This is a genomic window from Funiculus sociatus GB2-C1 (assembly GCF_039962115.1).
GTDB lineage: Bacteria > Cyanobacteriota > Cyanobacteriia > Cyanobacteriales > FACHB-T130 > Funiculus > Funiculus sociatus.
In genome coordinates this window covers 42,122-56,209 of record NZ_JAMPKJ010000019.1, presented here as the reverse complement: position 1 = coordinate 56,209, position 14,088 = coordinate 42,122, and the positions used below count along the sequence as shown (strand labels likewise).

Genomic DNA, 14,088 nt, shown 5'->3' with positions numbered 1-14,088 from the left:
TTGTATAGAGACTTTATAAATGACCTATTATATTCAGAAATTAATGCTTAAAATGCCAGTATAGTCAAATCAAACCCAACTTACTCCCAAAAATGACTAGCCAGGATTTAAAAGTACAGAACACTGAGCAACAGCTAATACAAACGCCTTTACGGGACGAAGAACTATTTCGGATAGTAGCAGATACCGCCCCCGTAATGATTTGGTTATCTGGCACTGACAAACTCTGTTATTACTTTAATCAAGTCTGGCTAGATTTTACCGGGCGAACAATAGAACAAGAAATGGGTAATGGCTGGGCGGAAGGCGTTCATCCAGAGGATTTGCAGCATTGTTTAGATATTTATATTACAGCCTTTGATGCCCGTGAAAAATTCCAGATGGAATACCGCCTTTTGCGTGCTGATGGCGAGTACCGCTGGATTTGGGATACAGGAACGCCTCGGTTTCTACCGGATGGCAGCTTTGGAGGTTACATTGGTTCCTGTGTTGATATTAGCGATCGCAAGCAAACTGAAGCTGAACGTTTGCTACTGTTAAATGCAGTTGAAGCAAGCTTAAACGAAATTTATATTGTTAATGCCAAAACTCTTCGCTTTCAGTATGTTAACGCGGGTGCTAGGCGCAACCTGGGCTATTCTCTGGAAAAGATGCGAACTCTTACACCCCTTGACATCGATCCAGAACTAGATGAAGCTTTTTTTTGTAACTTGATTGCGCCTTTGCTGCAACACGAGCAAGAAAAACTACAGTTTCAAACAGTCCACCAGCGTGCTGATGGCAGTCTCTATCCAGTAGAAGTACACCTACAACTGATTGTGCAAAATGGAGAATCAGTATTTTTAGCTGTTATTCTCGACATTACAGAGCGCCAGATAGCAGAAGCAGCTTTGAAACAGTCGAATGAAACCTTAGAAATTAGAGTAGAAGAACGTACAAATATCTTAAAAAATGCGATTAATCGTTTAAAAGCCGAGGTCGCTGAACGCAAACAGACAGAGATTGCATTGCGAGAATCTGAGGAGCGTTATCGTCGCATTATTGAAACGAGCTTAGAAGGCGTTTGGATTATTGACAGTAATAACAAGACCAGCTTTGTCAATCCCAGAATGGCAGAAATGTTGGGCTACAGCGCCCAAGAAATGCAGGATAAGCCGCTGTTTGATTTTATGGATGATGAGGGAAAGGCGATCGCATCCGCAAATGTGGAACGTCGTCGCCAAGGCATTAAGGAAAACCATGATTTCAAATTCACTCGCAAAGATGGCTCTCCTATGTGGGCAATTGTTTCCACAAAACCCATCTTAGACTCACAAGGTGAGTATTTGGGTACTTTGGGGATGATTACAGACATCACAGAACGCAAAGCCACTGAAGATGCACTGCGCTCAAGCGAACAACGATATCAAATATTAGCTAAATTGTCCCCAGTAGTGATATTTCGCACAGATGCGCGAGGAAACTCTGTGTATGCTAACCAGCAATGGCGTGAGATTACTGGACTAACAAAAGAAGGAACACTGGGAGACGGTTGGATAAAAGCCCTACATCCTGACGATCGCGATCGCGTATATTCCCAATGGCATCAAGCAGTAACGGATAATTTACCTTTTCAATCCGAGTTTCGGCTGATTCGAGCCGATGGCTTGGTAACTTGGGTTTTAGCTCAAGCAGCAGCTGAAATCGGGTCAGAGGGATTGAAAAGCTATATCGGCACTATGACTAATATTAACCAAAGCAAAGCTGCTGAGGAAGCACTACGACAATCGGAAGTACGGCTGAGAGAAAAAGCCAACCGGGAAAATTTGCTAAACCGTATCACTACCCAAATTCGCAACACTCTCAACCTGGACACAGTTCTGGAAACAACAGTGCAAGAAATCCGCAGCTTATTGCAGATTGAGCGCTGTGGCTTCGCCTGGTATTACCATGACAGAGAAGAACCTGGTTGGGAGGTGATTAAGGAAGATCGACTTCCGGATCTTCCCGATTCTAGAGGTTACTACCCGGCGGCGGTGGTGGGGCTAATCGCGGAAAAACTGTTGGATCTGGAAATACTGCGGATGGATGATGTCTACAAAGAAAGCGATCGCGTCTGGCAGGAACTTATGCGCTCTCTTAATTATGCCTCGATATTAGTGCTGCCAATTCAAACTCTCTCAGGCACTATCGGCGTTATTATTTGTAGTAATTCTACACCGAGAGCTTGGAGCGATGCCGAAGTAGAACTGCTTTGTGCCGTTACAGATAACCTTGCGATCGCTATTAACCAAGCCGAACTCTACGCCGCTACCCGTACCGCCGCCCGACAATTCCAAGAACAAGCAACCAAACTAGAACAAACCCTATACGAACTCCAGCAAACCCAAGCCCAACTCGTGCAAACCGAAAAAATGTCCAGCTTAGGACAGCTAGTTGCTGGGATCGCCCACGAAATTAACAACCCTGTCAACTTCATCTACGGTAATCTGATTCACACTGATAATTACATCCAAGACCTGCTTAACCTACTACATCTCTATAACAAAAACTATCCTAATCCCACTGCGGAAATTCGAGACGAGATAGAAGCAATCGATGTAGATTTCCTCATCGAAGACCTACCCAAAATGCTGTCTTCAATGAAAGTCGGTGCTGAACGCATTCGTCAAATTATCTTATCTCTGCGTAATTTCTCACGACTCGATGAAGCAGAAATGAAGGCAGTTGATATTCACGAAGGTATTGATAGCACCCTACTAATTCTGCAAAATCGTCTGAAAGCTAAGACCGATTACCCCGGCATTCAACTAATCAAAGAATACGGCAACCTGCCGCAGGTAGAGTGCTACGCTGGACAGTTGAACCAAGTATTTATGAATCTGATTGCCAATGCCATTGATGCTTTGGAACTGGAGACTTGTGACTTGGCATTAGGTGCTGGAAAAGATTCTTCCCAGTCCCCAATCCCCACAATTCGGATTTCTACCAAAGTGCAAAACAACAATCAAGTTGTGATTCGGATTGCAGACAACGGGACTGGGATGACACAAGCAATGAAACAACAACTGTTTAATCCCTTCTTTACTACCAAACCAGTAGGCAAAGGCACTGGACTTGGTTTGTCAATTAGTTATCAAATTATTGTCGAAAAACACGGAGGCGAATTGAACTGTATAAGTGCGCCTGGAAAGGGTACAGAATTTGCAATTAAAATTCCCATTCGGCAGATTTAAAGATAAACAACAGTTTTATTTAGAATTAATCAAACTTTACTGAATCCTTAATCTTGAGAGTGCTACTCTGTGTAAACCTTGATAATGAATAAAAGCAATGGTTATCCGCATCTGGCGAATTTTAACGACATTTTCAATTTTAAGTAGTTTGGGCGCGATCGCTTCCCCAGCTTTATCTGAATCTACGAAAATCGATCTCTTCCTCAGCCCCAACTCCAATCAACCTTATGAAAACGTTGTCGAAGAAGCAGAAACCGTAGCCACTATCTCTATCGACCAAGAATTATCACAAAGCCCGGAGACTACCCAAATTTATCTCCGAGTTTTCGGCGACGTTAAAGGACAAATCGTCCCAGTTCTGTTTTCAAAAGTTTCTCGTTCAGATTGGCAACAAGACCCTAGAATACATCGTTGGACTCGATATTTTATTACTTCTGGATTGCTGCTAGGTTTTGACAACTCTTCTGTTTCACCTACAAACATTGCTCCTACACGAAGCAGAATCAGACTCGAAGACGATCCCGGGTTTCGAGATGATTAAGCTAACTTCTTTCTCGTTCCCAGGCTAGAACCTGGGAATGCGAACGATAAGGCTATAGCCTCATCTATTTTTTCCAATAATTGTAGTGACACCTCTATCATAAAATATTTAGTTAAGTATAAGTTGAGTAGGGCAGCAACGAACCAAAAATGGTAGTCCTGCATAGTAATGATAATTAAGCTTTTAGCTCTATAGATAAACTGGCGTTATACTCATGAATAAAATACCAGATAGCTCCTATATGATTTGAGAGTTTTTTAGAGAATGAAAGAGTTTTTCTTACCAGCCGCGATATTCTTTGTCTCATCGTATTATTAAATCTTTCTATATAGTTTGTTTTGCCAGTATCCTTGGATACTGATTTGTGTCTTTTTTTAGGAAAAACTATTTGATAAGCACTCCAAAAGTCTGTATAGCTGACAGCGCATTGACGGTAAATTGCTGGTAAAGAACCCCACAATCCTATCGCACCACTTTCATCTCTTTTACCAATATATACTCCTACAATTTCCTTAGTCAATATATCAATTGCCAACCAAATCCACTGCTTGTTACCCTTACAGCCTACAAATGACCACATTTCATCACATTGAATTATTAATTTGCCTTTTTTTTTTGAGGTTACTTGCACTTCTCTTTTGACTGCTCCTAATTTTTGATTGACATAGTACTGTAGCCAGCGTTCGGAAACTCCTGTAGCTCTGACGATTCCAGCTAAAGAGATTTTTTCTAGTAATAGCCGATCTATCAACTCTCTGGTTGATTTGGAAACAGGCTGATGACTGGGAGTTGTGACAAATTGTCTGCCACAATCTCGACATTTAAAATTTTGTTTACCAGTGTGAGTATGACCATTTTTTACAACGTATCGAGAGTCGCATTTGGGACATTGCATAAGCTAAGAATTAAGTTATTTTAAATAATTAAAATTATAACCCAATTATCATTACTATGCAGGACTACCCCAAAAATAATTATTTATATAGAATTTTCCTCTGCCTTAGAAACATTATCTTTATTAAAAAGCTACCTTGGTGAAATCCAACCTATATTTACTTTATCAGCCATCGCGATAATCAAAGCCTGTAACCGAAAAAAACGATAAAAAAGTAGGAGCGCAATTAATTGCACCCCTACAACAGGCAACAACAGTTAAAATCTAAATCTAAGAAACAAAATCTCTTTTTTTCTTACCCCGCTTCAACATCGAAACTGTTCCCACTCCAAAAAGTAGCATACCCAGCGTAGGTGTAGTCTCCGGAACAACTTGCGCCTTATCAATCAACAAAGCTGAAATACGTGTTGGCTCTCCTACATCCACAACCCCAATTCCTAATGTATATTCCCCAGAAGTTGGAATCTTGTAAGAGAAAGTCTTAAATCCAGTCTCATTAGCAAGGCTAGTAGAAGAACTTTGAAATTCTGAAATTGTATCTGCCAAGGTGAAAAGTTGGGTGCCAGAGTTTGACTTTAGGGATACAAAAGCAAAGTCATTGAAGTCAGGATAGGTAAGATCGTCAACAGCCGCTTCCCCAACAGACTCATTTGTGAGAAAATTCCAAGAGAAAGATAAAACCTGTCCAGAACCTGCTCTAAAAGTCTGTTTTATTGCCGAGCCCTCAATAGGTTCTGCTGTAGCAATATCATATAAAGACTTATCTCCTAAAAATGTTGAGAAACCCAGGAATCCCTCTAAACTAGATTCTTCAGCAAAGCCAGAGATGAAGGCAACAGGCGCTGCATCCCCACCAAAAATTTCAATTGAGTTATTATCAAAACCAATCACTTCGCGGTAAGCAGTTGATAGAAAAACTTGAGAATTTCCTTGTACTGTTCCACTTCCAAAAGCAGAATTTTCTATTCTGTAGTCGCCTAGGGTTTGCCAGCTAGCGAAGCCTTCTTCAAATCCGCCATTTAAAATTACAGCATTTGCTGCATCAGGCAAGGCTACACTTGCAAACAGTGCAAGCGTAGTAAAATAGGTAATGCCCCTCATTTGTTACTCCTTATTTGCTTAGGTTTAAACGCGATCGCTTTATCTGCTGCTAATTTTTAGCAGCTTGACTCAAATCAAGTCTAGTATATTTACTGACGTACTTAGATTAAAAGCATTAAACATTAAGTAAGCTTTAATAGAAGGTTAAGAAGTTCTAAATCGATGTTCTATTCTGATTTTCAAAGCTTCTTAAGAACTTTATGTCTTGTTAATTTTTTATTAACCAACTCATTAAACAACCTTAATTTTACGTAAGTAGTATTTATGGTGTGCGTGTAAACACGCAAATGATTTTTACCAGTCGGGCGTGGAGGGAGCCGTCACCTGTGTTAAGGAAAGCGCGCAGTAGGTATTATTCCTATCCCAGCTCAAACCACACCGATGTTGTTAGGTAATGGTGTGTTAACTAGCGGTTGACATAATTGCTGTGACTTGACTATAAGTTCCCAGCATTTTTTGTGCGTCAGTCTTGCGATTCCTTAATGAGGGTTTTTCATGTCTAAGCTTAGTCGGAGGCAGCTACTTGTTTTCTTTGGAGCCAGTGCTGGTGCTGCGGTACTAGCTCCTGCTGTAGAAAACAGAATTTTTGGGCTTGATTCAGGCATCGCTGAAGCGATACAGCCTCTGAAATTTACGCCATTGCGTCTGCCACATCCTTTGCCAATTTACACAGAGCAGAACAGCTATTACGCAACAGCAATTGGTCAGGGAACAGTAATAAATAAATCAGCAGATCCTAGATTAGGAACTTACAACATTCTTGATGATGTTGTAGTGCCGCCGGAATACGAACGTTATGTAATTGTACGCTGGGGCGATCGCGTCTTCCCTAACCAAGAAGAATATTTTGGTTACAACAACGACTACACCGGCTTTATTCCCCTTAATGGTAGGAACCCCAACGACGGCTACCTTTGGGTTAACCACGAATATGTCTCCTACCCATTTTCTCTTGCTGCTCCAGGCAGCTCAGAGGATTTAGCACAATTCCCCGAATCGTACCCTTTGGTCATTGGGCAAAATTTGCCGAGTGACAAAACGAATATCGAACTCTTGGGCGAATTTTTGTACAACATGGGTGGCTCTATCGTTCGGATTGCCCGCGCAGACCGTGGCGGACGCTTTTCTGTTGTCCGTGATCCCAAAAATCGACGCATCCACCATCTCTCAGGTTTAGGGATTAACTCTCAACGTTCTGATGCGTATAAAAATGTCACATCCTGGGGTTCCAAGAGCTACCAGCAAGGAGATCAAAATTACCTAATTGGCACTGGCCCAGCCGCTACTCAAGTCTTCCCTCTGAGTTCAGATGGATTGGGTAACAAAATTATCGGCACTGGATACAACTGTTCTGGCGGCACCAGTCCTTGGGGAACCATTCTATCTGCTGAAGAGAACTTCCAAGCCAGTACCGCCTTCTTCGTTGGAGTAACAGAACCCGTAAATGCCAACGGTACACAGACGGGTTATATTGCAGGCACTACCGGGGCTACCTTTGGTTTTGTCGGGGAAAAATACGGGTATATGGTCGAAATTGACCCAGCAGACCCCAATTTCCGCCCCCGTAAACACACGGCCTTAGGTCGCTTCCGCCATGAAAATATTGCCATGCGGGTTGAGGCTGGAAAACAATTAATTGGTTATATGGGTGATGACCGACGCGGAGGTCACACTTGGAAATTTGTCAGTTCCGGTAGAGTTAGCTCTCCCACTGATAAGAACAACAGTCGCTTATTTGAAGACGGCACTCTGTACGTTGCCCGTTACAACCCTAACGGTACGGGTGAATGGATTCCGCTGAGATTAAATACCGCCACCAATCCAATTCCTCCCTCAGTTCTTGCCTCAAGGGAAATTGCCGCATTGGGCAAAGCGACCCGCAATGGTCGTACCCCAATACGACGCTTCGGCCCCACTGAAGACCCTGCACAAGGTAGTGTGTTCCAGGGCGTTGACATAACCAATGAAGCCACGATTCTGCCTGCTTATCGAGGTAAGAAGCTATCAGATTTCTACACCAGCCAGGGTGCTGTGCTAGTGGATGCCTTTTTAGCTGCTAACTTGGTTGGCGGAACTCCGACGGCTCGTCCTGAAGACTTAGAAGTTAATCCACGCAATCCCAGAGAAGTGTTCATCGCCTACACAGACGGTGCTCCGGGCAGCGATGGCTATCCTGACTCACGGATCTTTGTAGTTTCTAAGTACAGCGCTGACATTAACGCGCCACAGCCATCTGGGGAACTTTTCAAGATTATTGAAGATAGTGCTGATGGCACGGGTACCACCTTCCGCTGGCAGCGATTTGCTAAAGGTGGGGAAGTGGGAGCCAACCCTGGAGATGGTTTCGCCAATGTGGATAACTTAGCGTTTGACGGCCAAGGTAACATCTGGGGTGTCACCGATATGTCTACTAGCGCCCACAATGGTTTTGATGTTGGTGCTGCCGCAACTCCCTTAAACATCGACCATAGGGTAGTGGGTGCTAACTCGCCTAGTCAGATTGACTCTAATCTCAATGTTGAAACTTCTAACTTGATTGGGGTGTTTGGCAATAACTGGTTGTTCTTCATTCCCACCGCAGGGCCTGATGCTGGCGCAGTCGTACCCTTTGCCTATGGCCCACCGCGTTGCGAACTGACTGGCCCAACGTTCATTGGGGATACGCTGATTCTTTCGGTGCAGCACCCCGGCGAAGAGGTGCCATTTACTCCCCAACAAATCCTGAGCCGAGATATCGAGATTCTGGACTTGACTGGCAGCAGTGTCTTTAATCAACGACGCACTGTACCTCGTGGCAGTAATTGGCCCAGCAACATTGAGGGCAATCCTCAAGGGCCACCACGTCCGTCGGTGATTGGCATTCGCCGCAAACAGTCCAATGGCAGGTTTGTCTAAAAAGCAAAAGCCTGTTATGTAAAAGGCAAAAGATAAAATTTTCCCTCGTTCTCTGGGTATATGCCTGGGAACGAGGGAAAATTTTAGGTTCGGTTTCCCCGATCGGGAAAATCACTGAGAACGATATGATAGATATGGTCTATTTTGCCAAAATTGGTAAACGCTTGTGCTATCTACGCTTATAGCTGACTTTCGCATCATCTTCGAGCGTGACCCCGCCGCCCGCAACTGGCTGGAGGTTCTGTTTTGCTATCCAGGTTTGCAGGCGCTGGTATTCCATCGCTTTGCTCATTGGCTATACGTCCTGGGAATTCCCTTCATCCCTCGATTGATTTCCCAACTAGCTCGCTTTCTTACTGGCATTGAAATTCACCCCGGTGCTGTAATTGGACGGAGTGTTTTTATTGACCACGGGATGGGTGTGGTGATTGGTGAAACCGCAATTGTGGGAGATTATGCTCTCATTTATCAGGGTGCTACTCTGGGCGGTACTGGCAAGGAGGGCGGCAAGCGTCACCCCACGCTAGGAGAAAATGTCGTGGTGGGTGCTGGTGCTAAAGTTCTGGGTAATATCCAAATCGGCAACAGTGTCCGCATCGGAGCTGGGTCGGTTGTTTTGCGCGATGTCCCTTCCGATTGTACGGTGGTCGGCGTTCCGGGTAGGATTGTCTATCGCTCAGGTGTCCGGGTGAATCCGCTGGAACATGGAAGTTTGCCCGATTCTGAAGCAGCGGTGATTCGCGCTTTGGTAGACCGCCTAGAGTCGCTGGAACAACAGTTGCAAGAGCTACAAAATCAACAACCTGCTCATGCGTCAACTCCTGCTCAATTGGTGGCGGCAAATAATTTATCGAATGCTCCAGCATCTGTGGCTCCCAGTTGTCGCCTTAAGGATGGGGTGATTCAGCAATTCTTGGATGGTGCTGGTATCTAATATCAATAAGGAAAATTTAGAAGGCAAAAAAACAATTTTTTTTGCCTTCTAATGCTTTATGGATTCACAGCTTGAGTAGTCCAGGTTTGCGAATCTAGGCTGTATAGCCACCGATTTTGCGGTTCGCCTCGCAATTCTAAATGATCTACCTGCAAGGGTTCGAGGAGTAGGAGACAAAAATTCGCTAGTGGTTGGGCTGAATCGGGTGGCGGTGGCGAAAAGGCGACGGCATCAGCTCTGGTTTCGCGAGGTGCTGGCCACGCAAATTGCACGCGAGCGGCATTTGAGAGGTCTTTCCAGGTGGTTTGACGTGCTTGTTGTAGGGCTGGGTTGGGATGCTCTTGTTGTACCAGGGTTAGTGTACCTGCGAGGCGAAATTGTTCGCGGGTGTTGGTGAAGTACCAGCAAGCTTCTCCCCAAGGCTGATGCTCAATTTCCTCTGGTTTCTGGCTGCGGGAATCTATGACGAATTTCAGTTGGTTGGTGTCTGGTAGAAATCCCCGAAATACGACGGTACGGTTGGCTGGCCGTCCATCAGCCCGAACAGTTGCTAACTGCAAGTAGCGGCAATGAGGCTGGCTGTCATTGCGATGCAAGGCACCGGCTAAGGGCGATCGCCACGGAGCAAGGGACATTAAAGTAATTTTGAATTGGGAATTGGAAAAAATTCTTACCTAGTTGCTAGTCCTGACTGCAACCTACATATAGCGCATTTTATGTATTTTGGCAAGTTTTGACCCCATATGAGCGATCGCGTATAGTCTTGATCTATCGATCAGTCCCAAAGATAATCTGACTTGACTTATGGTTCGAGAGCTTGAGCGAGTACGCCAAAATAGCAAATTTCCAGAAACTGCACCAGCAGGCTTACCTGTATTTTTTAGAACGTATAGCCGCCGCACAGAAGCTGGGCGCGAGACGTGGGAAGAAGTATGCGCCAGAAGCGTCCGTGGTTTAACCAAATTAGGTAAGCTTACCCCAGAAGAGACAGCCCTACTAGAACGGATGCAGCTCCAGCTCAAAGCATTGCCTTCTGGTCGCTGGTTGTGGGTAGGCGGGAGTGAATGGATCGAGCAACAACAAAACTTTTCCGGCGCTTATAACTGTACCAGTACAAATGTACTTGATTGGCGTGCCTTCGGCTTAATGATGGATCTGGCGATGATGGGCTGTGGCACAGGTGCCGTCCTCGAACCAAAATACATCAATCAACTGCCACCCATCCGCAATCGCCTGATTGTAAATATACAAGGGGATGTAGGTAGCACCCAGCCAGACCTTCGGCGCGAACAGACAGAAGTTCAGGTGGAAGGCAATAAGGTACTGATTTATGTGGGAGACAGTCGCCAAGGTTGGGTCAAATCTTATCAAACATTGTTGGAATTATCCACGGATGAACAATTTTCAGAAGAAGTCAACATATCCATTGACTTGAGTGATGTTCGTGCAGCTGGAGAACCCCTTAAAGGCTTTGGAGGCGTTGCTAATCCTGTTAAGTTACCAGGACTTTATGAACGCTGTGCGGCAATTTTGAATAAAGCTGTAGGACGGCAATTAAACTCAGTTGAATGCTGTTTGTTAATTGATGAAGCCGCAGTAGTAGTAGTAGCTGGCAACGTGAGAAGGTCAGCTGGCATGAGGCAAGGCATTAGCGATGATGAATTGTTTGCCAGCGCTAAAGGCAATCTTTGGCAGCAGGATGCAAATGGCAACTGGCGGATCGATCCAGATCGAGATGCTTTGAGAATGGCAAATCACACGCGAGTTTTTCACCACAAACCAACTCTTGAAGAGTGTGTAGAAGCTGTTAGAAAACAGTATTACTCTGGTGAAGGCGCGATTCAATGGGCTGGAGAAGCTATAGCTAGAGCTAACTGCGATTTACTATTTTCTCCTGAACTAAGAACTGATTTTCTAAAAGCTTATGACCAAGGAAAAGCTCAAGATTGGTTACTAGAACACTACCCCAACATAGATCCTTTGGAGATAGAGCATAGATTAGCTCGTGTTGGGTTGAATCCTTGCGGTGAGATAATTGGCTCTAACTTTCACTGCGTTAGCGGCGACACGCTGCTAATCACTAGGGAGGGAATGGACAAAATAAAAGATGTAATAGGCTCTGAAGTTGAAATTTGGAATGGGCAACGATGGAGTCAAGTGGCACCATTTAAGACAGGTAGCGATCGCAAACTGTATCGAGTGCGGTTTGGAGATGGTTCTTACCTAGATGTCACTGAGTATCATCGGTTTTTTGTTAAGGATCGCTTTGGCAAGGTTTACAAAGAAGTCCAAACAAAAGATTTAATGGATACCAGCCAATATGCCATCCACACGGAACCTTTTACAATTCAGTATGAGGACGGCTTGAATGTCGATCCAAGTTACGCCTACACATTGGGGGTAGCGGTAGGAGATGGCACTACAGACACAAATGATAATGCAAAAGTTAGGCTTTACGAACACAAAGCGGCTTTATGCGTATCAGGGAATAAATCTCCCGAAAGAACCTATGACTATTTGCCTGCTTTTACCGATGTAACAGACTTGGGTTTCTCTGGAGAATTTCTAAAAAGCTTAAAGGCAAATCCAGAATCGCTAAATGCAATTGCTAGTTGGAATCGTCAAGCAATTCTACATTTTATTGCAGGTTTAGCAGATACCGATGGTTCTAATACAGCCAGCAACGGCATCAGGATTTATATCTCCGACTATGATCGCGCCTACAGAGTGCAGTTACTCCTGACAAAATGTGGTATCCGTTCATCAGTTAATCTTTGCTCCCACAAAGGAGCAATTACAAATTACGGTGTCAGAAGCCGGGATTTGTACTACTTGCAAATAACTGAATGTGGCGATATTCCTTGTCAACGTTTAGATGTTAGCAAAGGAACGAATGCTAAGTACCAAGGAAAATGGCAAGTAATTAAGGGTGTAGAAGAATTACCAGGCCTACACGATACTTTCTGCTTTAATGAGCCGGAGTTTCATAAGGGTGTATTTGGCAATTCTTTAACAGGAAACTGTAATCTTTCGGAGATTCATCTCAATCAAATTGACCCACCTAACTACAAAGAACAAGAGGAAGCTTTCACAGCAGCAGCATTATCAGTAGCCTCACTGCTGAATCACGAATTTATCGAAGAACGTTACCGCAAGTCACGCGAACTCGATCCAATTGTGGGCGTATCTTTTACAGGATTGTTCGACTTTTTTGTGATGGCTTTTGGCGTGGATTGGCTGCGGTGGTGGGAAGCTGGACGACCCGACACCGTGGAAGGATTGGAGTTTAAGCGACAAGAGCAAGAATATTTGACTCGTTGGCGAGAAATTGTGCATAGAACTGTGTGGGATTATTGCGATCGCCATTCCCTAAAACGCCCGAACCGTTGCACCACAGTTCAGCCTTCCGGCACAAAATCCCTACTGACAGGCGCTTCCCCTGGTTGGCATCCCCCAAAGGCGCAACGTTTCCTGCGGCGCATCACATTTAGAAAAAATGACCCTGTAGCCTTGGCGTGTATCGACTACGGTTACAATGTCGTTCCGTCTCAGTCTGACAAAGATGAAAATGGCAATCTCCTGAACGATCCCTTCGATCCCCGATGCACGGAATGGCTGGTGGAAATTCCCGTCGCCGTACCTTGGGCTGATTTGCCTGGTGCTGATCAAATCGAGATCGGCAAATTTAGCGCGAAGGCCCAAATGGATTTCTATATGCAAGTCCAAAAATTCTTTGTGCGACACAACACCTCAGCCACTATTGAGCTGCGCGAACATGAGATAGAAGCTTTAGGTAGTAGCATTTACGAAGCTATTCAAAATGATGAAGGCTATATCTCAGCCGCACTTTTGGCACGTTTCGATGCTCACCAAACCTTCCCGCGCTTGCCATTTGAGCCAATCACAAAACATCAGTACGATCAGTTCAAGCAAGAAGTGGAACTGCGACGGCAGAATGAAAATTTTCATGCTGCCTTAAGTCGCTACGATGCGGGCTACTCAATGGAAGCTGGCCCTGCTGGGTGTGATTCAGATAAGTGTCTTTTTTCGGAGCAAAAGTAGGTATAGGGGAAGCAAAAAGAGTCAGATTGTCAATACGGATTGGTTAAGCTTCCATCCCCCACCTGTGGCGCTCCCTTATTTTAGGGGTGAAGCGGGTAGCTTTTTAGATAGATGTCTGAAAAGTCATAATCGAGACGCTTAGAGGGTGGAGATCCCCCTTGCATCCCCCTTAAAAAGGGGGACTAAGGCTTAATTCTCCACCCTTTTCTCTAGCGCAGGGGCGCTCTCTTCGCGGGGGCTGGGTAGGGTGGTTTCATACAAGGAGAGAAAATATCGAAAACTGCGACATTTTGTAGGGGCATGGCAATGCCATGCCCCTACCGAAAACCAAAATCAATGTTACAGAATTTTCTTTTACCCTCCCTTAAAAAAGGGCATGGATTTATTAACCCCCAATTTCCAGCGTAGGGGCATGGCAATGCCCCTACGTAGCGCGAATGAATGT

The 14,088-nt window shown here is 44.7% G+C and carries 8 protein-coding genes; 5 read left to right on the top strand and 3 right to left on the bottom strand.

Annotated elements, in window-relative coordinates:
* Window positions 1-92 precede the first annotated feature (92 nt).
* Together NDI42_RS11445 and NDI42_RS11440 are read left to right on the top strand one after the other, a co-directional pair.
* Window positions 93-3,215 (top strand): PAS domain-containing sensor histidine kinase, encoded by a 3,123-nt coding sequence (locus NDI42_RS11445; protein WP_190451660.1) that lies wholly within the window; start codon window positions 93-95, stop codon window positions 3,213-3,215.
* 97 nt (window positions 3,216-3,312) lie between these two features.
* The gene (locus tag NDI42_RS11440) at window positions 3,313-3,756 is read left to right on the top strand and encodes a hypothetical protein (RefSeq protein ID WP_190451656.1); all 444 of its coding nucleotides are present in this window, start codon (window positions 3,313-3,315) and stop codon (window positions 3,754-3,756) included.
* A 175-nt stretch (window positions 3,757-3,931) separates the two neighbouring features.
* Here NDI42_RS11440 and NDI42_RS11435 read toward each other — a convergent pair whose 3' ends face one another.
* Both NDI42_RS11435 and NDI42_RS11430 read right to left on the bottom strand, forming a co-directional pair.
* Window positions 3,932-4,651 carry an IS1 family transposase gene (locus tag NDI42_RS11435; protein ID WP_190451655.1) on the bottom strand — a complete coding sequence of 240 codons (720 nt, stop codon included), beginning with the start codon at window positions 4,649-4,651 and terminating at the stop codon, window positions 3,932-3,934.
* Window positions 4,652-4,921: 270 nt separating this feature from the next.
* Window positions 4,922-5,752, bottom strand: a complete 831-nt coding sequence (locus NDI42_RS11430; protein ID WP_190451653.1) for a hypothetical protein — start codon at window positions 5,750-5,752, stop codon at window positions 4,922-4,924.
* A gap of 495 nt (window positions 5,753-6,247) precedes the next feature.
* Here NDI42_RS11430 and NDI42_RS11425 point away from each other — a divergent pair, with 495 nt between their 5' ends.
* Window positions 6,248-8,647 carry a PhoX family protein gene (locus tag NDI42_RS11425; RefSeq protein ID WP_190451651.1) on the top strand — a complete coding sequence of 800 codons (2,400 nt, stop codon included), beginning with the start codon at window positions 6,248-6,250 and terminating at the stop codon, window positions 8,645-8,647.
* A gap of 166 nt (window positions 8,648-8,813) precedes the next feature.
* Window positions 8,814-9,581 (top strand): serine O-acetyltransferase, encoded by a 768-nt coding sequence (gene cysE, locus NDI42_RS11420; RefSeq protein ID WP_190451650.1) that lies wholly within the window; start codon window positions 8,814-8,816, stop codon window positions 9,579-9,581.
* Between the two features lie 56 nt (window positions 9,582-9,637).
* On the opposite strand, the gene NDI42_RS11415 is transcribed toward cysE, so the two are convergent.
* Window positions 9,638-10,216 carry an Npun_F5749 family FMN-dependent PPOX-type flavoprotein gene (locus NDI42_RS11415; RefSeq protein ID WP_190451649.1) on the bottom strand — a complete coding sequence of 193 codons (579 nt, stop codon included), beginning with the start codon at window positions 10,214-10,216 and terminating at the stop codon, window positions 9,638-9,640.
* A gap of 169 nt (window positions 10,217-10,385) precedes the next feature.
* Between NDI42_RS11415 and nrdJ the strand changes: the two genes are divergently transcribed.
* Window positions 10,386-13,643 (top strand): ribonucleoside-triphosphate reductase, adenosylcobalamin-dependent, encoded by a 3,258-nt coding sequence (nrdJ, locus tag NDI42_RS11410; RefSeq protein ID WP_190451648.1) that lies wholly within the window; start codon window positions 10,386-10,388, stop codon window positions 13,641-13,643.
* Window positions 13,644-14,088: the final 445 nt, after the last annotated feature.

What these genes read in the sequence shown, in the direction of transcription:
- NDI42_RS11440 (WP_190451656.1), top strand. Translation starts at nt 3,313, where the DNA reads ATGGTTATCCGCATCTGGCGAATTTTAACGACATTTTCAATTTTAAGT.
- NDI42_RS11430 (WP_190451653.1), bottom strand. Translation starts at nt 5,752, where the DNA reads ATGAGGGGCATTACCTATTTTACTACGCTTGCACTGTTTGCAAGTGTA.
- NDI42_RS11435 (WP_190451655.1), bottom strand. Translation starts at nt 4,651, where the DNA reads ATGCAATGTCCCAAATGCGACTCTCGATACGTTGTAAAAAATGGTCAT.
- NDI42_RS11445 (WP_190451660.1), top strand. Translation starts at nt 93, where the DNA reads ATGACTAGCCAGGATTTAAAAGTACAGAACACTGAGCAACAGCTAATA.
- NDI42_RS11425 (WP_190451651.1), top strand. Translation starts at nt 6,248, where the DNA reads ATGTCTAAGCTTAGTCGGAGGCAGCTACTTGTTTTCTTTGGAGCCAGT.
- nrdJ (WP_190451648.1), top strand. Translation starts at nt 10,386, where the DNA reads ATGGTTCGAGAGCTTGAGCGAGTACGCCAAAATAGCAAATTTCCAGAA.
- NDI42_RS11415 (WP_190451649.1), bottom strand. Translation starts at nt 10,216, where the DNA reads ATGTCCCTTGCTCCGTGGCGATCGCCCTTAGCCGGTGCCTTGCATCGC.